Genomic DNA, 19076 nt, shown 5'->3' on the forward strand with positions numbered 1-19076 from the left:
AGGAATAAAGGTGTACTGAGTTTTTTTCACGCAATCAAATATGAGTCCTATATAGCAGTCCTAAATCATTTGTGAAAATTCTATATCTCTTTCTTCTTTCTTCCCTTTGCGTCCTTGGCGTTCAACTCTTAGAGACGCTGCGCGAACGCAAAGCGTTCCGTTCGTGCAGCGTCCCGTAGGGAAGGAAAGGCGGTTCGTTTCCTTATCTATATTTTTCACGACTCCTGCAAGGATTGCTATAGTTTAATAATTGAATATATATAGGACTAATATTTGATTTCTGAAAAAGCTCGGTACAACTCGAAAAGCCTAATTCCCTATTCCCTACTCCCCACTCCCCGCTTCTAGTGCTTGCGCTGCCCTTCGCGCACCACGTAGATAATTTCAAAAATCAAATACGATTCCTATAGCAATCCGATTTGATTCGGTGAATTACTCGTAGAGACTCAATACTTGGGACTGGGAAAAAGGAATAAAGATGTACTGAGTTTTTTCACGCAATCAAATATGAGTCCTATATGTAATAGACACTAAAAGTTAATCGACATGCTACAAAATAATCAACTAGAGATCCGCCACATTAGTCCTGAAGTGAGACAGTTGATTAAAATGTACGCCGATGTTAATAAGTGTACGCAGTCTGAGATGTTGGAACACATTATTTTGGAGTGGCACGACCAACAAAGCAAGAGCGAACGACCGCCAGGAGACGAAGATGAATAGCTTTCTTGGACAATCTCTAGTCAGCTTCTAGCGAGAAACTTTCATGAATTTGGATCTTTAGTTGTAGAAAAACTTTCTAGAGATTGGGTCTTGTTTGAGGGACTGAATAAAATCCCTCAAAGTCATCATGCTGCCTGTTAAAGTGAATTTAGGAGTACCATTTTGAGCAACGATTCTCACTCCACCATCTTGGATCTGAATCTTATTTTTAATGCTATCCCATAGAGTATCGAAGCTCTGATCATCGTTGCAACCATTGGCTTCAAGGAATCTTTGGCGTACTTCTGTTTTTAGCGCTAGTGCTTCTGCTGCTTGAGTCCGCGCCTCAAAGTGCTTAATTACATCTTCGTAAGCACTCTCCCTTAGAGTTTTGTTTTCAGCCTGAACTTGCTCTAACTGAGTTTTGATGGCTTGCAGTTGGGAAGCTAAAGCAGCTGATTTATGGTATTCAAGTTTTAAGGCTTGCTTTGCATTGGCTAACAAAGTTTTATAATCTAGCTGATCTTGATTTTTTTCGGATTGCATTTTTATCTCTTGATCAACAGATTTTCGGTGATTCACTCTCGTCAGTTATATGATAAAACTGGCGAGAGCTTAGTAAATATTCTGTGTATTATCTGAGTATTAGTTAGTTCACCAATAATGGTGATTCAGAGCTAGGATTCCCCTGAATACTACTCAGACTAGAACTAATGTGGGAGCGGATAGCTCGTTCATAAACCCCAGTCTGCTGAGTGCGTACCCCTACGGCTTGATATATTAAGTTAACATCTGGGAATTCAGACCAATACATCAAAAAAATGTCTTTAGCGGGAGTAATAATTTCATAATTATTCTCTTGTCTTTTCTTTCTAAGTTTACAATTATTTAGTTGTAATTTTTGTCTGAATAGTTGTTCAAATTCTGAAATTAAATCTGAAGTAGTTTTCATGGTTTATACACGTTAAAACGTGTTAATGATGCAAAGACTATCTTGTGATACTACTCAGTATGACACTTCAGATACCTCTTACAATATAGTGTATCAGTTATCCGGTATTTGAAAATTTAAAGTTTACCTTTGGGAATCTTGTTACGTATAGCATCTCCAAGAGTTGCTGTACTAGTACCGCAAGGCGGAAGTCACGCATTCACGCATTCACGCATTCACGCATTCAAAAGTTTTGTATATCAAGGCTTTTGCTTGTTTTAAATGGTAGCTTGATTTTTGCCGCGCTGTACTAGTTAGCAGAGGCATCTTGTATAAGTACAACGGCTAAATCATCGCTTTGGGGGGCAAATCAGTATCTACAGGCTACAGCCTGGGCCTTCAAGACCCTCTGCAAAGCTGATTAATTCCAAGTAATCTGGATTTTCTAGCAACTTTTTGGCTGCTAGCAATCCGGCAATGCTCCAAGTTTGATAGATTCTGGCTTCTTTGCCAATCAAACGGCCATTGTGTCCATCGTAGTATTCTGGAAATTTATCCTTAAATAAACGCCTTTCAGCAATGGCTACAGCTGCTTGAGCAAGTTCTGTTCGACCTGCTTTCAGTGCCGCGGCGGTAAATAACCACAGTAAAACGGGCCAGTTACCACCGTTGTGATAAGACCAAGCGGTGTTCTTAGAGTCACATCCTGTAACAATTCTCCACTCTAAACCTTCTAAAGCTGGAAAGCAGATTTTAATAGGCATATAGCCAATCAAGTCTTGCCAGCGTTGGGCAAATAAATTCATAATCCTTTGAGATTCTGTTTCGCTTGCTAAAGAAGCTAAGATTGCCATCAGATTTCCCAGAGCAAAAAACCGAAAATCCATTCGTCCTGGGCCCAGATTTCCCGCTAAATATCCTCCAGTTTCAGGTAACCACTCGGTCAACCAACCGGGAATTGATTCTGAGTTGATGTTGAATTTATTAACAATTTCTTTACCAAATTCGTTACCCTTGTAACGATAGATTTCCCCCAATCGCTTTAGGTCTAGCCAGTAATAGTTGCGGATATGATATTTCAAAGCTCCCAATCGCCTATTGACTTTGCCGAGGTAAGTATCGCCATCCCCATCTGGTAAAAGCAATTCACTAGCAGCCCTGAGGGACGCGTAGAATAATACTTGAATTTCTAAAGGATGTTCGTAGACTCCCATGCGACGGTCAATCATAAACGCGCCATCGGGAACTAACATTGTTGGGTACAGGGAAAATCGATGTACCAGGCAAAGATCCAAAATTAACTTGATTCCTTGTTGAAAATTTGGCTGACGCGCTAGAGCCAAATCGCCTGTAGCTTTTTCATAAGCCCGTAGCAAGAGAATCCACCACATACAGGAATCAACTGGGGGAACGCGAGCGATCGCCTGCTCACCAAAATCAGCGACTAAAAATTCCTCATTCCCATTGGAATGTACTTTAAAACTTGCAGGCATTAACCCCGCTCCTGGTTCAAAGCAGTCCATCTGCTTTTCATGACTTTGTAATTTCAGTGTTTCTACTAAGAAGTTACGCACAATCTCTGCTTTGCCATGCATGAGAAACACCAAGGCAGAAGGGACAAAATCGCGCAGGAAGCACTGGTCATAATTGAGTGCGTCTAACTGTGGATCGTGGGCGGCTACAGTCCCAATAGGTTTTCCCTGGTAATAAATTATGGACTTTTCCAACAATTCCCAGGCTTCTGCTGACAGCTGACTGTTCTTATCGATCGCGCTAGTCATAGGCGTCTAATTCCACTAATGGTATATATCGGCTCAATTGTGGAAAGTACGCCAGCCTTACCTCAAGCTGACCAGCTTTCCCGGAAGTCAGCATACAGAGTCAATCCACCATCTACAAACAACGTTTGTCCGGTGATATAGGCGGCTTCATCCGAAGCTAAAAAAGCTACTGCGGCTGCCATCTCCTCAGAGGAGCCAGCACGCCCCATTGGGATGTGACTTTCCACGAGCGCCTTTTTTTTGGGGTCATCTATCCAGGCTTGATTTATTGGCGTGATTGTTGCTCCGGGGCCAATGGCGTTGACACGAATACCTTGGCTTGCATATTCCAATGCTAAAGTTTTGGTCAGGTTTTCCATACCGCCTTTGCTAATGGAATAACTGATATACATCGGTCGCGGAATAATTTCGTGAACGCTGGAAATATTAATAATCACTCCCGGACGATTAACAGACAGGAGGTGTTTAATAGTTTCACGGGCGCAGAGATAAGCACCCCGGAGATTGACTGCAATTACCCGGTCAAAGTCTGCTGTGGTAACTTCGTGGGATGGACTTTCTTTTTGAATGCCAGCATTGTTAATTAAAATATCTAAACTGCCAAATTCCTTTACTACGGTGTTGACCATCCCAACAATGTCGGACTCTTGGGAGACATCTCCTTGAACCAGTAGCGACTTCACACCACAATTTTCGATATTTCCGCAGGCTTTTTGCAATGCCATCTCTTCCGTGTCTGCTGCCGCTTTAGAGTCTTTGCGGTAATTGATGGCGATGTTGCACCCTTCTTGAGCGAGTCTGATAGCGATCGCCTGACCGATACCTGAAGTTGCACCTGTAATTAAAGCATTCTTTCCTTTTAACCCTATCATATTTCCTGCCTAAGCTGCTCTTGCTTGAATTTGCACTCAATTAAACTATTTTAGATTTTAGATTTTGGATTATTCGTTCAATTCAAAGTTTAAAATTGGCATCGTCAACCCCCAAAGGAGGGAATTCAAAATTAAAAAATAGGTTTTGATGATTTTGAATTTCTTAAACCAATTCTCAAAAATCAGGCTACAGATTCAAGAGATGGAAACTTAACTTGAATCTGACGCCTCTAAATTATGAATAGGTATTAGTCCCTACCGTAAATTCGCTGGCACTTTTTCAGGAACTACCCAATAGTAAACAGTTTTGCCCCCTACATTCAGCTTCTGATCTGGTTTCCAATCCCCCATATCGAAGGCGTGGGAGACAATGCGGCTACCAGGTTTGAGTTCACTCAATAGTTTGGGACGGAGTTTGGCGTTAACTTCGGGCAGTAAGTAAAGTGTAACTACTGTTGCTTCACTAAAATCAGTTTTAAACAAATCTTGCTGGACAAACTTCACGCGATCGGTTACCCCTGCCTTCTTAGCATTCTCATTAGCTTCTTTGATGCGTTCGGGGCTAATATCTATGCCAACGCCGCGCGTACCATATTTTTGTGCCGCAGTATTGACAATTCTCCCATCACCGCTTCCAAGGTCGTAAAGCAGATCATTCTTACCTACTTTTGCCACTTGCAACATAGCATCTACCACTGGCTGTGGTGTAGGTACATAAGGAACATCGCCGGGGCGTTCTTGTGGTTGAGTTGTGGGAGTTATCGTAGCTGGTATTTCGGCTTCGGTCTGACCCGTCAAAGTAGAACGTTGTGTCTCGGCTTCCAAATCTTGCTGTTGCGGCGTACACCCAGCAATTCCCAAGCTGGTAATACTAACGCCTGTAACCAGTAAAAACAGAATTTTTTTGAAGTTCATAAATTTTCTCCTTGGTTCAGTAACTTGTGGTCAGTAGTTAGTAAAACAACTGATATTCATAGAATTTTGAATTGCTTATATGGCAGTCCTAAATCATTTGTGAAAGCCTCTCGTAGAGAAGGCGGTTCGTTCATTTTCACAACTCAGATAGGATTGCTATAGTGTGAGGTTTAGGTTGCAAAATCCAAAATCCAAAATCCAAAATCCAAAATTGTATTAAGTCCTACCTTGGCGGTAGTTATTCCAGAACAACAACGGAATACCTGCTGCCACAACTAAAACACCTGCAACTGCTCCCACACCTGTATAAACCAAGCTGGAATAAAGCAAGTAACCGCAGACAGCACAAAAAAGCAATGGTGTGAAAGGATAAAATGGCACACGGAATGGACGAACTATGTGGGGTTCGCGGATTCGCAATATCAGCAGTGATATGCCGGAAAGCAAGAAGAAGAACCAAAATATCGGGGCGGTGTAATCCACCATTGTTTCAAAGCCCTTACGGGTGAGCGTGCCTAAAAAAATCAGTGCTAAGGCGATCGCAGCTTGCAATAATAAGGCATGGGTAGGACTGCTAGGACGTTGTTGCCAGCGTCCCATAAAACCAAATAGCGAAAAATCCTGTCCCAGTGCGTAGTTGGTACGCGCTCCGGTAAAGATTGTGGCGTTGGTTGCTCCCAAAGTAGCGATCGCAATCAATACACTGATGAACAAGGCTCCTGGTGCGCCCCAAAGAGAGCGCATTAAATCTGCGGCTACTGCTTCTGACTGGGCCATGTTGGCTAATCCCAGTCCCCGCAGGTAAGCCAGATTGATGAGTAAGTAAATAGCGGTAATGATGCCAATACTCCACATTAGCGATCGCACAATGTTACGTTGTCCATCTTGAATTTCTGCCGAGATGTAAGCCGCCTCATTCCAACCGCCGTAAGAGAGCAGCACAAACACCATCGCCAGTCCCCACGTTCCTGATGATGCAGATTCTACAGGGACGGCAGAATTAGGAATGGCGGTAAGCCCAAGAATTACTACCAGTAATAAACCCAGAACTTTCGCAGCACTGAGCAAGTTTTGTGTCCACTTACCCTGCTGCAAACCGATGATGTTCAAAGCAGTTAAAAATGCGATCGCTATGGCTGCATAGATAGAAGACGAAAATGTACCTAGCCGCCATATCTGAGAAACATAATCGCCAAAAACAAATGCCAACAGGGCAATAGAACCAGTTTGAATCACTGTCATCCGCGCCCAGGCAAATAAAAAGGCGACTCTTTGCCCAAATGCACGTTTCAAATAATAGTATGCACCACCAACGTCGGGATAGACAGTCGCCAACTCTGCATAGCACAGCGCTCCTACCAGAGATACCAGACCACCAATTAGCCAAAAAAGTAGTACAGCAATATTACTACCTGCTTGATTTGCCACTAGAGCCGGGGTTTCAAAAATCCCCGCCCCGATGACGATACCGACAATTAGAGCCACTGCGTCTGGTAATGTCAGCGATGGCTTGGGTACTGCTACTTCAGTTGTTGCTGTCTGCTGAAGCAAATTGTAGTCTTTACGTCTACTCACATTACTTCCTTATTAGTGTTGAGTGGGAACTCGCCGCTTTGTTTTTTTTTGCACTGTTTTACCTATATTTCTATGGTTCAAAACAAATGTGACTCAAAAATGACAATCATCAGAGATATGTCTTCAAACGGTAATATTCATCTCGCCACATTCAGAGCAGTTTTCCTACAGCGATCGCTTCAATTTCTCTTGCTAGACAATATCTATGCTTTTTAGAACAATGGCAACTCAATTTTGAACAGGAAACCATGTCCTAGTTCGCTGTTAAGGCCCAAATATTCGCTATCTGCCTCTGACTTCTCTCAGAAGTATTTACATTGTTAGTTTGTCTTAATTCTGGTAATAGGCTAGAAAATCTAATTCAATAAAACGTCTTCCTTGAGTGGGATTTATAGTAATCTAAAGAATGATTGACTAATAGTGCATAATCGTGATTTGTTTTATCAGGCAGCAAGAGACAGCGATCGCCTAAAACTTCAGATTAAGTAAGGAAGCACAAATGTCCGCTCTTACTTAATAAATAATAAAAATCTCTTTTTACCCTTACTCCTTTAGTATCTGCTACTGGGAAAAAGGAAAATATCTATCAATTCACCTATCACCAAACCTAATATTGCTATGACTGTTAAAATCCAAAATGAATCTAGCTTATTGAAGCCATAAAAGCGCATTTCCAAATCAGCTAAAACCGTAGTTGCTAGGGGCATCATAAAAAGCCTTAATAATAGCGACCAAGTTGCTACTAAAGCAATTGATATACTTAAAAATAATATAATAATTAAGGTTTGAGAGCCAAATTCAACTAAACGCTCTAACCAAGAAATACTTCTTCGCACTACAGCTATAACCATAGCAGCGACAAAAGCTCCTGCTAACCAAATAATATGATGAGCAGCAAGATACCATCCCAGGAGAGTGTAAGCCAGCCATAGTAATACTAAAGGCCTCAAAGGAATCCTGTTAAAAAATTCCACATTCATACTGCTAAGGCTTGTAAAAATACCAAGTTAATATCTTAATTTGAGTCAGAGCTTGTTACCACTCCAACTTCTAAATTTACTAACTTTGCTTGAGATATTCCTCTATCTCCAGGGCAAATTTAAGGATATACTCTTTCGTCGTGACAATATATAGCTAGACTTAATTATTCGATTAGGGAATCTGAGCCTTAGACGCTTATAAGGTTTATAGCAACAACAGCTTGCTAAATCGTAAATTTTATACTTAGTAATGTAATTTAACTTTGTTTCATGCGATCGCTTGTAGCTTAAAGTTCAGAGAATCAGGCTTATCCGGCGATAATCATATATTTTGCACGTATGTTTAACGATTATTTTGTTATATTTAAAACATGACTTGGCTAACTTAAGAGCAAAAGTACTAGATTTGAAAATACTAGTACAGCACGACAGAAATAAACATACCATTTCAAATGGCACAAGAGCTTGGAATACAATTATGCCTGAAGGAGTGAATGCGTGATTTTTGACTTCCGCCTTGCGGTGCTAGTAATGTATAAGTAAATTAATTTTGATTCTCAGCTATTTGCCATGAAATTTAATCAAGAGGTAGTTACAAATCACTGTGTACAACTTTGACAACTGTCCACAATAGTGTTGCATGTCTCAAGCTCATGGTAATATTATTTTACTGTTAGGAGATATTATTTTATACATCAAGTTTCAAACATGCTGAAACAGCTAATTAGGTGCGCTACCTCCAAAAAAGAAAAATTATTCAACCCACCAAGGAAATCCACAAAAGCGCCAACGTGCAAAGCACAGAGCTTTTGAAATTCTGCTTATATAAGGTACTAAATAGCTCACAAAGTCCTCTTTTAGAAATCATTAGAGCTAGCTAAGAAGGTATAAAACCCTCTTAAAATGGCAAAAAATTAGACAAGAGTAAATAGGAAAGTTTTGACAATAAGTCAGTTGTTTTTCGTATATCTAAAAATATCGAAAAGCCTAATTTGTCTTGTCAATAAGACATTAATATTGTGTGTTTTATTTAGATATTGATTTCTCTTTGTAGTTAGTTACCTATATAAAAGCCCTATTTCATCGCTGAAAACTTAAGCTACCTCGAGCAAATGAAGCAAACACTTAAATTTAACAAATGATTTAGGACTGCTAGATCAATCTTGATTTAGTAACGACTCGATTATTTCCAACATCAGCAACAGTAACAGGAAAAACATGAATATCATTGTTCGTTTATTAGGAGCGATCGCTCTTCAAATATCTGCGATCGCTGCGATGTCTACTATGGCGATGTCTGATGACAAGCCCCTGCGTGTCTATACCCAGGAGACTCCTGCTGCTTCTCAACAGAAAACAACACAGAGGATTTGCTCTTTAGATCCTATTGATAATTTATTACCTCCAGTACAAACCAAGGCAAGTAATTCTTTGCTTTCTTACCTTGCTGAACAGGGTTTTATACAGAATCAAGAGGGTTCTTGGGTCTGTTATGCGAACGATCCTAAAAAAGAAGGGCGTTACTTTACCCTATTTAAGGTTAAACAAGTTGATGGCAGGCTCATAGCAAGTTCTTTCCTAGATGAGGGCAGTCTGATTCAGGGACAGGAAAATCGTAGTTTGGACTTCTTTATGATGCTGATTAAGCGTCATACAAATACTAGTCCAGAGAACCGTCAAGGTATACGTAGGTATTTAGAAGCCTTTGTCTCTTTAGTAAAAGAAGGGAAGATCAAACCCACACGTCGTGGGTTTCTTTTCGACCAACCCAACCGAGGATTGGTCTTATATCACACACTCTCATCAGGAAATCTCAAAGGTACTGGAATCACGATCAACATTTCTTTACCTAAGAGTTGAATGAAGTAGGGAGTGGGGGGTGGGGAGTGAAATGGGTATAGATGGGGATTCAAACCTCACTCAACTCATGAAGAGTGCTGTTAGCGATAGCGGGGCGTTTAGCCCGTGCTGAGTTCAAAGACCGCCCACAAGGGGCCTTGCTCAAACTCAAATACATAAGTATTGAGTAATTCTTAATTTACTCGCTTGCCGAGGCACTCACTACTCAGCACTGAGTAGGGTAAAGAAATTTTCTCCCAATCCCAATCCTAGTTACCAAAGAGAGGAATGCTGTTCGCAGACTCACCGAGTCTGCGGTATTGCTGCGACCCCTTGGATTTATGGAGCTATTAATATCAACCCCACGGACTGAAAGAAGGACGTGAACAACCAATGAAATTGCTGTCATTTAATGGAGGTGCATCTTGCCTAAATCAATCGTTCAAAGAATTGGAATGCCGTTTGCAAAGCATCTTGTAGAGAAGGCGGTTCGGTTTACGACCATCGTATTCTCATCTGTTGCAGTAGTACTCACTACGTGTCAGTCTACTTTTGCACAGCTCAATATTGGACGCTATGGTATCCAACAAGGACTGGAGTATGAGTATCTCCAGTACCAAATCAATAACCAGAATCTGAGCCAGATGCGAGTCATTCCTGGATGTGATGTGGGATTTGGTCTGACCTGCAATAAAACTGGATCGGTAATCCAGCGATTACTGGATTTAAACGACGGGACTAGCTATCAAAACCTCTTGATACGAGCAGCTGGTGGGGAACAAAACTTCCAGAATTTCGCTAGCTTTTACGGTAACAATCCCAATCTCTCTGAGGTGCCTTACGCCTCATTTTGGAAAAACCAATCCCCCGGAATCATGGATGGTTCTCAATACCTTCTTGGACAACCTGTTGGTCGGAATCCAGTAGAAGGACTCGGACTTGTAACCAAGCAGTTCTACTGGTCACCATACTCAGGAACCAATAACTCTGTCAGTCTCCGTAATGGATTACTAGACTTGAAGTTGTCATACGGACGACTACTCTTTGAAGAAGCCTCAAAAATCCCCAACATTAAGGAGCAGATTCAGTCTTTAGGTCTGTCGCCAGAGATGACGAATTTCTATTTAAATAAAATCTCTAGAGGTTTGAATGCGTTGAGTTCTGGAAATCCAAACCAACTCCAACAGAGGATTTTTGAAGTACTATCCTTTCCATACTCCGAAAATGGTGGGGAACTGGGACGTCCCAATAACGCAATTCCAGAGGAATTTAGTCAGCTGTTGGGAGAAGATATCCCAGGAGATATATTGCTGAGTGATAATCCACTAGCGTTGGACGGAGAAGCAATAGGCTTTGATACTTCCCCTGCCTCTGTGGGAGATGTTGTGGTACAAGACAGTCCTGATTCCTTTCCACTCTGGCCAATATTCGGGATTGGGGGTCTTGCTTTAATTCTGCTTCTACTACTGAATGGCGATAGTTCTTCAGCTCAAGCATCTGTTTCATCTGTTTCTTCAGGAAATGCACCTTTGTCTCTGACTAGCACAGGCGAATGCGATCTGACTCCCAGTGGTAATGGTTCCGATCACACACAGATCATTGAGATTCCGTGTAATGTTACTCCTAAAACCCCTACGGAAGTGAAGAGGGTAGTGGAGCCATCAATGATCAAAGCACTTATATTGCTAATTGTTCTACTATGCATAGTCCGTTACAAACACCGCTCTTTAAAAATCCGTAATTCATAATTCTTACAGCAGCTTTCATTTCTGTAAGGGTACAGTAATGCTCATTGGTGTCAACTTAAGATAAAAGTCATGTCTCGCAAGAAACTGAAGTTCCAGGCGGGTGAGTCCGCCAACAGTTAAGCTATTTCTAGGCTTTTGTTGACACGTATGAGTAATACTGTGTCCCTACAGTGCAAGTCTATTTACCTGGCGATCGCTTGTAAAAGTATTCAGAACTTACGCAACTGGCAATACTGCGTAGGTTTTGCCTAAAAAATAACTCTAATGTATTAGCATGGCAAGCTTAATTTATTGGGTTGAGTAATTCTGTTCATGAGTAGATTTTGGTTTTCGTGAGTTTTTGAAACCCAACATTTTAAGCCTGTCACGCTAGTAGTGGTCTGTCCCATTAATTTTGCGGGGTAAGAGAACGAACCGCGTTCGCGCTTCGCGTCTGGTAGAGAAGACGCGAAGTACGCGTCCCTTGCGCGTCTCGCAGAGAAGAAAGAGGTAAGAAGAGAAATTTAAAAACTGATTTACCTATCAAAATTAATGAAACAGACTAGTACCGCAAGGCGGAAGTCAAAAGTCAAAAGTCAAAAGTATTATGGAATGGGCTTTTTAGGGATTTTAAATGGTTGCTCTATTTACGCCGTGGCGTACTAGTAGGTTGGGTTGAGGAACGTAGACCCAAACGCGAATTTATGTTAAGCGACTTGTACTGAGCTTGTCCTGAGCGTAGTCGAAGTAAGTCGAAACACTGCGTCTCGTAGAGTCTTCTTTAGACAACTTTCGCTATTAGACTGGTGAATTCATTCTGAGGCGGACTAGATGACAATGAAATAGCCCTGACCTTAGTTGTCAAGTAATTGAGTAAAAATACTCAAGAAAATAGAATTAATCACTGCCAATGCATGGGGCCATTTACATGCACTCCAAAAGCCCCAGCTTCAGCGAAAACCCTCTACTAGGTAAGCTGCCAATGCAAAAATAATTACATTCAAAACTTTTGTAATAAATATAACTTACAAAGCAGCATGGTTTTAATGTTTAGAAACTTTTAAAAGTATTTTTGCATATATTTTAACAGAAAAACATCTAGTTTTAAGTCCATAATCTAATTTCTCCCCTTGGGTATATAACTTAAAAATATAAGCAAAACTCTTGACAGATATGACCGAAGTTTTATTTTGCTAAACCTATAATTAAACCCTTATAAACATTAGAACCTGATCTACTGAAAAATGTGTAGTGATTTGTTTTTTAATAAACAGATCAATAAACATAAACCCTAAATAATGTTATCTTCAAAATTTTTTTGATATTTACATCTCTAATATGGAAGATTTCTAACTTTGTCATGATTTACGTAAATCAAGTCTTGTTTATAAAATCTTGCTGAATTTTCTTCCTCAAAAAACGTTTATATATTCCCAAAGAAACAGTCTTATCAATCTAATCCCGATAACACAGTAATAGTCAGGACTTTTTCCAAATAACTAGTTAGTTAACTGGCTACCAAAAATCAAGACACTAAAGACATATAGTAAAGGTAAATAATATGTATCATCCTCAAATGTTGCCAATAACTGTAGCAGCCAATAGTAACTTACATCAAGTAATCGTGAGTGAAGCAACAAAAAATAAAGCACAAACGCATGAATTAACTATTACTGATATAGCAATATTTTTATCCACTGTTGGGTTTGTAATTAGTTGGATGGTTCTTTTCCTAATCTTGCGAAAAATCCGGGCAATTTTAGATTATAAAATGGTGTTTCCCGTCAAAGCTTTACACAAACTTCCCTGTAAAAACTGTAGCTTTTATTCCAATAATCATTATCTAAAATGTGCGGTCAATCCTTCTATTGTTCTCACAGAAGAAGCGACGAATTGCTCTGAATACTCACCCAGCAAGAAAGATTCTACATCCAAAAATCCCTTTGATTAGAAATAAAAATTATTAATATCAAATTTTGCCTAAGTCTTTTATCTAGTTGCACCCTGATTAAGTTGAATTAATAGCCAAGTGAGATAAGTACCGAAAGGGCCCCAGAGAGCATAGGGTAAGAATAGCCAAGAGGCTTTTTGGGAAATTGGCTTAACCAGAAATGCCAAAATGTAGACGAGAAGCGTTGCCAAGCCACCAGCAATCATTCCACCTGTTAGGCTGCGAAGTTCTACCACAATGGGACTGTAAACTGAGGTTAATAGGGCGATCGCTGCATACATAGCCATCAACAGCCAAGGACGAGACTGTTTTGAGCTTCTCTCCCATACGATAATTGCTGAGATTGTCAGACACACCCAAATGAATATCCAGATAAACGGGATGAGGAATTCAAAGGTTAACCAGTCGGGACGCTGCAAATTCTGAAACCAAGGGTCGCGCAATGATGTCAGCAGGCTACCGCCGAAAAATAGTGCTGCTGACACTGCTGTGATAATCCATCTAGCTTTCACAAAGGTTTCCTGCGATAGTAGGATGATTACTACTTGTAGTCTAGTTAGGGGCTGCGTTAGCGTTCCGTAAAGAAGGTATCGCTGCACCTATATTGAGACTTTCAATTAAAAAATATCCAATTTAGTAGCAACGATCTTCGTAATGCACTGCAACAGTTGAAGATGCTACGTTACAACTTACCCATTATTTAGCTTAATTTTTTAGTTTTAATCTGTCTATAGATAGATGCAATGTTGCGGGCATCATCAATACCACGATGATGTCTACCTTTTAATTCTATCCCCAACTCATTGAGAGCCTGTGCCATGCCAAATTTTTTAGACACACCAAGATATTCTGAAAATTCCTCTTTGATATTTATGTGTTCGGAACTAAAAGGATAAGGGAAATTATGAAACGTGCAATCTTGAATAAATTGCTTTTTGTCGTAATTGCCCCAAGAACAAAAAATATAATTGGGAAATGAATCAATCCATTCTTTGAAGCCAGAAATTGCCTTTATAAATTTTGGCGCTTCGTCAACATCTTGCTGACGAATACTAGTCAATTCGGTGCAAAAACCTGTCAGTTGCGGATGTCTCACAGGTTGAATGAATTGCTGAAACTCGGAATCAATTTCCCAGGTTGCTCGATTGAGCATAACCGCACCAATTTCGATAATTTCCATTTCATGACGGGGAATAGTCCCACTGTGACAGCACGTAGCTTCCAGATCGATTATCAAATAATAGTGGGATATTTTAGTTTCCATCTAAATACCAATAACAAATTATACTTAATTTTCCGGGCATAGGGAATTTAGATTGATGAAAAAGGTTTAACCCAACGGAGTTGAATAGCGACATTAAGAGCGATCGCAGCCAACGCAAACCACAACACACTTTCTCCCGCCAACACCAAAAAAGGCCAAATTGTGCTGTGAGAATTCCAGCCAAGTTCTATCTGAGTTAATCCCCGCACTAAGCCAAAGGCCAGTACACCACCAGCTTTGAGTTGAGGATTTTTATCTGAGCGGATGATATAGCGGTAGGTGACACCAAATAGTAAACCAGTAAAACTTGCAACTGCACCACTCACCCACAAGTGCCAGTCAAGATCATTTTGCAGACATGTGAGTGTCTGAAAATACTTTGCCAGTACGAAAGTATTCAAAACAATAGAAAGAGCAAAAGCAAAACACACAGATAAACCCCCTATTATTCCAGCTTTCAGGGATTCTAGGCGTTCTGCCATCAGTTGAGCATCTAAAGTTGCGTTCACTCTATATAGATAGGGATTAGGTATTGGGGTTTTCCTTACTCTTCAGTATGATAAATGCTAGAGCAGTTTTGTAATTAATTAAATGCTGCTCTTATGTGGGAATTTTGATGATAAACTCGGTTCCCATACCTGGTTGAGAATTCACATCTAATACACCGTTGTGTTTCTCTACAACTATTTCGTATGCTATCGACAAGCCAAGTCCAGTGCCTTTTCCAACGTTTTTTGTGGTAAACAACGGCTCAAACAAGCGTTTTTTAAGCCGTTCAGGAATACCAATCCCATTGTCAGCAATCCGAATTACAACCAATTCTTCAGAATCTATTTCTGTTGCAATTTGAATCTGAGGAATTAGATTGCTCATTTTACCTTGTGTTATAGCTTCATCAATAGCATCAATTGCATTTGCCAGAATGTTCATAAATACTTGATTCATCTGCCCAATATAGCAGTTTACCTCTGGTAATACTCCATAACTTTTAATAACTTCAATGCCGGGACGAGCGCCATTAGCCTTGATACGGTGTTGCAAAATCATTAGTGTACTATCTAATCCTTGGTGCAAATCAGCAGATATTTTGGCATCCCTATCCGAGCGACAGAAGTTGCGAAGTGAATTAGAAAGGTTCCGAATTCGTTCACTTCCTAACTGGAGTGAGTTCAAGATTTTTGCCATATCTTCGAGAACGAAGTTTAGATCCAAGTCCTCAATAGCAGTGGTAATTTTGGATGTTGGGTTTGGATACTCTTGTTCATACAGTAGGAGCAACTCGGTTACTCCTACAATGTATCCTTCCAAGGGTGGAATATTGCTGGAAATAAAGTTGATGGGGTTATTGATTTCATGTCCAATACCAGAGATTAACTCTCCAAGTGTTGATAGTTTCTCTTGCTGTACCAGCTTGACTTGGGCTTTTTGCAAAGCCTTGGTGCGATCGCTGACTTGTTGTTCCAAAGATTCAGTCAATTTTTTGAGTTGTAAATGCACGCGCACTCTAGCAATGACTTCCTCTTGTGCAAAAGGTTTAGGGATATAGTCTACTGCACCAAGAGAAAATCCCTTCGTTTTGCTTTCCGTATCCGCTAAGGCAGTGGTGAAAATAATTGGAATGTTTTGGGTAACAGGATTGGCTTTCAGGCGACAACAAGTTTCAAATCCGTCAATACCCGGCATTTGTACATCCAGCAAAATCAACTCTGGTTGATTGCGTTCGGCTTGCGCGATCGCACTTTCTCCATTGGCATTACTAAGCAAGTTAATCAGTACTTGCCGTAAGCGTTTTTCATCAGCATGAATACCCGTTGGTAAATCAGGATCGAGCTCGATGTGAAATGCGATGACTTTTTGTTCTGCCTTGATGCGGCAAATTTCAGTCACGCTATCTATAAAGGCAGGCAAGTAGAAATCAACAGGATACAATTCTAACTTCCGGGCTTCTATCTTGGAAAGATCGAGGACATCATTAATTAGAGTTAAAAGATGAGAACCACATTGATAAATAATGCTGAGTCCTTAGTCCTTTGCGTCCTTTTTCACTCAAAGATTCTGTGCGTTGGAGAATTTGTGTATAACCCAGGATGCCGTTAAGGGGTGTGCGTAGTTCATGACTCATATTTGCAAGAAATTCACTCTTGGCTTGGCTGGAGTTTTGAGCGATTTCCTCTGCAATGCGTAGTTCTTTCTCGATGCGCTTGCGCTCGACAATTTCGCTTGAAAGCACTCGATTGATAGCTTCTAACTGGGCAGGGCTAGGTAGTGTTAGAGCTTGAGGCATGAGATAAAATAACGCAAATGCCGTATATATCGAAATAAAGGCAGTTAAAGCTTTTAAACCACCTGCAACCCAATAGTCTGGATGCCAAAGCGTCCAAATATCCATCAAATGTCCAGTACCGCAGGCAATGATAAAAGCACCAAATAACAAAAATACTCCATTGAAAGGAACATCTTTGCGCTTGGAAATAAAGTAAATCAGTAGGAAGGGAATAGAATAATAGGCTAGAGCGATCGTGGCATCAGAAATAATGTGGAGCCAAACTAATCCAGTTTGCCAGAGATAACAATGTCCGTGGGGAACAAAACCGTTAGAGTGGAAAGGATAGTTGAAAAATGTCGGCATGATACTAGGGGTTGGTGGATTTGAAAGATATACCCAGAACTCTAGTATTCCCACCATCTAGTGGGAAAGCGCGATCGCTACTTTTTTATATTAGTTTTCATTATTACGTAGAGTACTAGCGTATTAATAAAAGATAGTGTCTGATTTGTGACCGCACGCAAAACTGACAATGTTATTGATAAAAAAATCTGAGCCTGCCCAATCCCTGTATGATAAATATTAGAAACCTTTTGTAATTATTTTAAAAGCGGGACTATGGAGATTTTGACACTAGGTTGGGTATCACTGTTAGTTGTGTTCACTTGGTCAATTGCAATGGTAGTCTGGGGACGTAACGGACTGTAGAGGCATGGTGGAAAGTCCATTCTTGAATATTTTGGTTTTAGTTGCTGTAGTGCTGCTTGTAGTAGTGACTGGTGGTATTGGTTATTTGACCCTGGCAGATTGGCGCGATCGCCGTCGCCGAGATGAAGACAAACGCACCACCCGCAGCGCCACTCCCAAGCGGCGATAATTTGCTTGTGGTTGAACAATCTTTTTGTAGGGACATGATAATATCATGTCCCTACACTGTTTTTTCTGGCATTCCCAGGAAATAACTGTTACCTTTGCGACCAGTACAGAAGAAGTCCAAGGAAAAAATCAGGCGATGCCTTCTCTACAAGAGGCTACCCAACGCCAACACTGTTTGGAATGAACTGCCAAAAGTAAAAAAGTGCGATCGCTTGTTAAAATACATATTTTATTGATGGTGTTGTAACCAAGCCACTAAATCAGCTTCAGTGGAGAAATCTAGTAAGGCTTCGGCTAAATCCTCTAACTTAGTTAACGATAACCCACGCAGTTGCTCTTGTAGTTCAGTACTAATCACACCAATTCACTTTGTTAATAGACGCTGGATTATTTTAAATTCTCCTTGTTGTATCCCAGATCCCATACAACTTGTGACGATTTCCATAACTACCTCTGTTGAGTTGGTTCAAATTGAGCAATTTCAGTCTGGAAAATTTCTTCTTCTTGAGCATTGAGTCGTAGGTAGGTATCAATAAACCTAGAAATCAATTGTATCCGCGCTGGATTTAGTTACCTTGCAGCTAGATCCAGCGCAGACACTCGATACCTGCCGTAAGCTACGCTAATGCACACTCTGAAATAACAGAAATAATGTTAAAATTATATATCCATAAAGGAGAAGATTATGAGCAATCAATCTGTTCCTAAAACCAATAGTCTCTATGCACAGGATTATCAATTATGGTTAGAACACACTGTTGATTTATTAAAAAATAAATTATTTTTAGAATTAGATTTAGAAAATTTAATTGAAGAAATTGAAAGTATGGGAATAAGTGACAAAAATGCTTTAAGGAGTAATCTTAGAGTGTTTTTAATGCACCTTCTCAAATACAAATTTCAACCCCAGAACCGATCCAATAGCTGGTTATATACAATCTATGAACATCGTCAAAGGTTACAAGAAGCATTTGTCGATAGTCCTAGCTTAAAATCCTATTACACGGAAGTTTTTGACAGTTGTTACCAACATGCTCGAAAAGAAGCATCTATTGAAATAGGGCTTCCTCTGTCTATTTTTCCTAAAGACTATCCTTTTTCTGTTGATGAAACCTTAGATTCTGACTTATTCCCAAATTAATTATAATCACCTTTTTTGTCTCACATAGAGGCGCTTCAGGGCGTTGCTGAATTGCGGTATGAATCCAGATGTAGAGACTAGCAATTGCTAGTCTCTACAAAGATTTTGATATCATGTAGAATCGTTTTCATAGATGAAATCAGCAACGCCCGCTCCAGGCGCAGAGGATATAGAGTAAGAAGAGAAGAAGCGATCGCACGCTGGAGATTTTGCAGGCGATGCCTTCTCTACGAGACGCTCCGCGAACGGCGCGCTT

General features: G+C 40.4%; 21 protein-coding genes. 8 read left to right on the plus strand and 13 right to left on the minus strand.

Annotated features, from left to right (window positions below):
• Nucleotides 1-546 precede the first annotated feature (546 nt).
• Nucleotides 547-723, plus strand: a complete 177-nt coding sequence (locus ACFFAP_RS22655; protein WP_375513334.1) for a hypothetical protein — start codon at nucleotides 547-549, stop codon at nucleotides 721-723.
• Between the two features lie 57 nt (nucleotides 724-780).
• On the opposite strand, the gene ACFFAP_RS22660 is transcribed toward ACFFAP_RS22655, so the two are convergent.
• The 7 genes from ACFFAP_RS22660 to ACFFAP_RS22690 all read right to left on the minus strand — a co-directional run bounded on the left by ACFFAP_RS22660 (nucleotide 781) and on the right by ACFFAP_RS22690 (nucleotide 7756).
• Nucleotides 781-1248: a hypothetical protein gene (locus ACFFAP_RS22660; protein WP_375513335.1), complete on the minus strand. Its 468-nt coding sequence runs from the start codon at nucleotides 1246-1248 to the stop codon at nucleotides 781-783.
• A 103-nt stretch (nucleotides 1249-1351) separates the two neighbouring features.
• A complete protein-coding gene (locus ACFFAP_RS22665) occupies nucleotides 1352-1654 on the minus strand; it encodes a hypothetical protein (protein WP_375513336.1) in 303 nt (100 codons plus the stop codon).
• Nucleotides 1655-2010: 356 nt separating this feature from the next.
• Nucleotides 2011-3414 (minus strand): glycoside hydrolase 100 family protein, encoded by a 1404-nt coding sequence (locus ACFFAP_RS22670; protein ID WP_375513337.1) that lies wholly within the window; start codon nucleotides 3412-3414, stop codon nucleotides 2011-2013.
• A 62-nt stretch (nucleotides 3415-3476) separates the two neighbouring features.
• Entirely contained in the window at nucleotides 3477-4286 is an 810-nt protein-coding gene (locus ACFFAP_RS22675; protein ID WP_375513338.1) for a glucose 1-dehydrogenase, read from the minus strand.
• Between the two features lie 255 nt (nucleotides 4287-4541).
• Nucleotides 4542-5201, minus strand: coding sequence for an SAM-dependent methyltransferase (locus ACFFAP_RS22680; RefSeq protein ID WP_375513339.1), 660 nt, complete (start codon nucleotides 5199-5201; stop codon nucleotides 4542-4544).
• A gap of 216 nt (nucleotides 5202-5417) precedes the next feature.
• Complete coding sequence (locus ACFFAP_RS22685) at nucleotides 5418-6776, minus strand: APC family permease (RefSeq protein WP_375513340.1); 1359 nt, start codon at nucleotides 6774-6776, stop codon at nucleotides 5418-5420.
• A 551-nt stretch (nucleotides 6777-7327) separates the two neighbouring features.
• Nucleotides 7328-7756, minus strand: a complete 429-nt coding sequence (locus tag ACFFAP_RS22690; protein ID WP_375513341.1) for a hypothetical protein — start codon at nucleotides 7754-7756, stop codon at nucleotides 7328-7330.
• A gap of 1218 nt (nucleotides 7757-8974) precedes the next feature.
• Between ACFFAP_RS22690 and ACFFAP_RS22695 the strand changes: the two genes are divergently transcribed.
• From ACFFAP_RS22695 to ACFFAP_RS22705, 3 genes are all read left to right on the plus strand, one after another.
• Nucleotides 8975-9616 carry a hypothetical protein gene (locus ACFFAP_RS22695; protein ID WP_375513342.1) on the plus strand — a complete coding sequence of 214 codons (642 nt, stop codon included), beginning with the start codon at nucleotides 8975-8977 and terminating at the stop codon, nucleotides 9614-9616.
• 434 nt (nucleotides 9617-10050) lie between these two features.
• Entirely contained in the window at nucleotides 10051-11343 is a 1293-nt protein-coding gene (locus ACFFAP_RS22700) for a hypothetical protein (protein WP_375513343.1), read from the plus strand.
• A 1540-nt stretch (nucleotides 11344-12883) separates the two neighbouring features.
• On the plus strand, nucleotides 12884-13273 hold the full coding sequence (locus ACFFAP_RS22705) for a hypothetical protein (RefSeq protein ID WP_375513344.1): 390 nt from the start codon (nucleotides 12884-12886) through the stop codon (nucleotides 13271-13273).
• 38 nt (nucleotides 13274-13311) lie between these two features.
• Here ACFFAP_RS22705 and ACFFAP_RS22710 read toward each other — a convergent pair whose 3' ends face one another.
• The 5 genes from ACFFAP_RS22710 to ACFFAP_RS22730 all read right to left on the minus strand — a co-directional run bounded on the left by ACFFAP_RS22710 (nucleotide 13312) and on the right by ACFFAP_RS22730 (nucleotide 17166).
• Complete coding sequence (locus ACFFAP_RS22710) at nucleotides 13312-13785, minus strand: TspO/MBR family protein (RefSeq protein ID WP_375513345.1); 474 nt, start codon at nucleotides 13783-13785, stop codon at nucleotides 13312-13314.
• 188 nt (nucleotides 13786-13973) lie between these two features.
• Nucleotides 13974-14537 (minus strand): exonuclease domain-containing protein, encoded by a 564-nt coding sequence (locus ACFFAP_RS22715; RefSeq protein WP_375513346.1) that lies wholly within the window; start codon nucleotides 14535-14537, stop codon nucleotides 13974-13976.
• Between the two features lie 47 nt (nucleotides 14538-14584).
• Nucleotides 14585-15019, minus strand: coding sequence for a hypothetical protein (locus ACFFAP_RS22720; RefSeq protein WP_375513351.1), 435 nt, complete (start codon nucleotides 15017-15019; stop codon nucleotides 14585-14587).
• A gap of 118 nt (nucleotides 15020-15137) precedes the next feature.
• The gene (locus ACFFAP_RS22725; protein ID WP_375513352.1) at nucleotides 15138-16343 is read right to left on the minus strand and encodes a sensor histidine kinase; all 1206 of its coding nucleotides are present in this window, start codon (nucleotides 16341-16343) and stop codon (nucleotides 15138-15140) included.
• A gap of 166 nt (nucleotides 16344-16509) precedes the next feature.
• Nucleotides 16510-17166: a histidine kinase dimerization/phospho-acceptor domain-containing protein gene (locus tag ACFFAP_RS22730; protein WP_375513347.1), complete on the minus strand. Its 657-nt coding sequence runs from the start codon at nucleotides 17164-17166 to the stop codon at nucleotides 16510-16512.
• A 255-nt stretch (nucleotides 17167-17421) separates the two neighbouring features.
• Here ACFFAP_RS22730 and petN point away from each other — a divergent pair, with 255 nt between their 5' ends.
• The 3 genes from petN to ACFFAP_RS22745 are packed head-to-tail and all read left to right on the plus strand — an operon-like array spanning nucleotide 17422 to nucleotide 17863.
• The gene (gene petN, locus ACFFAP_RS22735; RefSeq protein ID WP_012408302.1) at nucleotides 17422-17511 is read left to right on the plus strand and encodes a cytochrome b6-f complex subunit PetN; all 90 of its coding nucleotides are present in this window, start codon (nucleotides 17422-17424) and stop codon (nucleotides 17509-17511) included.
• 4 nt (nucleotides 17512-17515) lie between these two features.
• Nucleotides 17516-17680 (plus strand): hypothetical protein, encoded by a 165-nt coding sequence (locus ACFFAP_RS22740; protein ID WP_375513353.1) that lies wholly within the window; start codon nucleotides 17516-17518, stop codon nucleotides 17678-17680.
• Nucleotides 17681-17725: 45 nt separating this feature from the next.
• Entirely contained in the window at nucleotides 17726-17863 is a 138-nt protein-coding gene (locus tag ACFFAP_RS22745) for a hypothetical protein (protein ID WP_375513348.1), read from the plus strand.
• A gap of 45 nt (nucleotides 17864-17908) precedes the next feature.
• Here the strand turns inward: ACFFAP_RS22745 and ACFFAP_RS22750 are convergent, their stop codons facing one another.
• Nucleotides 17909-18037 carry a DUF4351 domain-containing protein gene (locus ACFFAP_RS22750; protein ID WP_375513349.1) on the minus strand — a complete coding sequence of 43 codons (129 nt, stop codon included), beginning with the start codon at nucleotides 18035-18037 and terminating at the stop codon, nucleotides 17909-17911.
• 327 nt (nucleotides 18038-18364) lie between these two features.
• On the opposite strand from ACFFAP_RS22750, the gene ACFFAP_RS22755 reads away from it, so the two are divergent.
• On the plus strand, nucleotides 18365-18820 hold the full coding sequence (locus ACFFAP_RS22755) for a DUF29 domain-containing protein (RefSeq protein WP_375513350.1): 456 nt from the start codon (nucleotides 18365-18367) through the stop codon (nucleotides 18818-18820).
• The last annotated feature ends 256 nt before the right edge of the window (nucleotides 18821-19076 follow it).

This window comes from uncultured Nostoc sp., assembly GCF_964245575.1.
Taxonomy (GTDB): domain Bacteria; phylum Cyanobacteriota; class Cyanobacteriia; order Cyanobacteriales; family Nostocaceae; genus Nostoc.

Excerpts from the sequence above, each read along its gene's own strand:
- ACFFAP_RS22675 (WP_375513338.1), bottom strand. The coding sequence starts at position 4,286 with ATGATAGGGTTAAAAGGAAAGAATGCTTTAATTACAGGTGCAACTTCA.
- ACFFAP_RS22655 (WP_375513334.1), top strand. The coding sequence starts at position 547 with ATGCTACAAAATAATCAACTAGAGATCCGCCACATTAGTCCTGAAGTG.
- ACFFAP_RS22690 (WP_375513341.1), bottom strand. The coding sequence starts at position 7,756 with ATGAATGTGGAATTTTTTAACAGGATTCCTTTGAGGCCTTTAGTATTA.
- ACFFAP_RS22695 (WP_375513342.1), top strand. The coding sequence starts at position 8,975 with ATGAATATCATTGTTCGTTTATTAGGAGCGATCGCTCTTCAAATATCT.
- ACFFAP_RS22700 (WP_375513343.1), top strand. The coding sequence starts at position 10,051 with ATGCCGTTTGCAAAGCATCTTGTAGAGAAGGCGGTTCGGTTTACGACC.
- ACFFAP_RS22755 (WP_375513350.1), top strand. The coding sequence starts at position 18,365 with ATGAGCAATCAATCTGTTCCTAAAACCAATAGTCTCTATGCACAGGAT.
- ACFFAP_RS22715 (WP_375513346.1), bottom strand. The coding sequence starts at position 14,537 with ATGGAAACTAAAATATCCCACTATTATTTGATAATCGATCTGGAAGCT.
- ACFFAP_RS22720 (WP_375513351.1), bottom strand. The coding sequence starts at position 15,019 with ATGGCAGAACGCCTAGAATCCCTGAAAGCTGGAATAATAGGGGGTTTA.
- ACFFAP_RS22730 (WP_375513347.1), bottom strand. The coding sequence starts at position 17,166 with ATGCCGACATTTTTCAACTATCCTTTCCACTCTAACGGTTTTGTTCCC.
- ACFFAP_RS22670 (WP_375513337.1), bottom strand. The coding sequence starts at position 3,414 with ATGACTAGCGCGATCGATAAGAACAGTCAGCTGTCAGCAGAAGCCTGG.
- ACFFAP_RS22665 (WP_375513336.1), bottom strand. The coding sequence starts at position 1,654 with ATGAAAACTACTTCAGATTTAATTTCAGAATTTGAACAACTATTCAGA.
- petN (WP_012408302.1), top strand. The coding sequence starts at position 17,422 with ATGGAGATTTTGACACTAGGTTGGGTATCACTGTTAGTTGTGTTCACT.
- ACFFAP_RS22745 (WP_375513348.1), top strand. The coding sequence starts at position 17,726 with ATGTCCCTACACTGTTTTTTCTGGCATTCCCAGGAAATAACTGTTACC.
- ACFFAP_RS22740 (WP_375513353.1), top strand. The coding sequence starts at position 17,516 with ATGGTGGAAAGTCCATTCTTGAATATTTTGGTTTTAGTTGCTGTAGTG.
- ACFFAP_RS22705 (WP_375513344.1), top strand. The coding sequence starts at position 12,884 with ATGTATCATCCTCAAATGTTGCCAATAACTGTAGCAGCCAATAGTAAC.
- ACFFAP_RS22660 (WP_375513335.1), bottom strand. The coding sequence starts at position 1,248 with ATGCAATCCGAAAAAAATCAAGATCAGCTAGATTATAAAACTTTGTTA.
- ACFFAP_RS22680 (WP_375513339.1), bottom strand. The coding sequence starts at position 5,201 with ATGAACTTCAAAAAAATTCTGTTTTTACTGGTTACAGGCGTTAGTATT.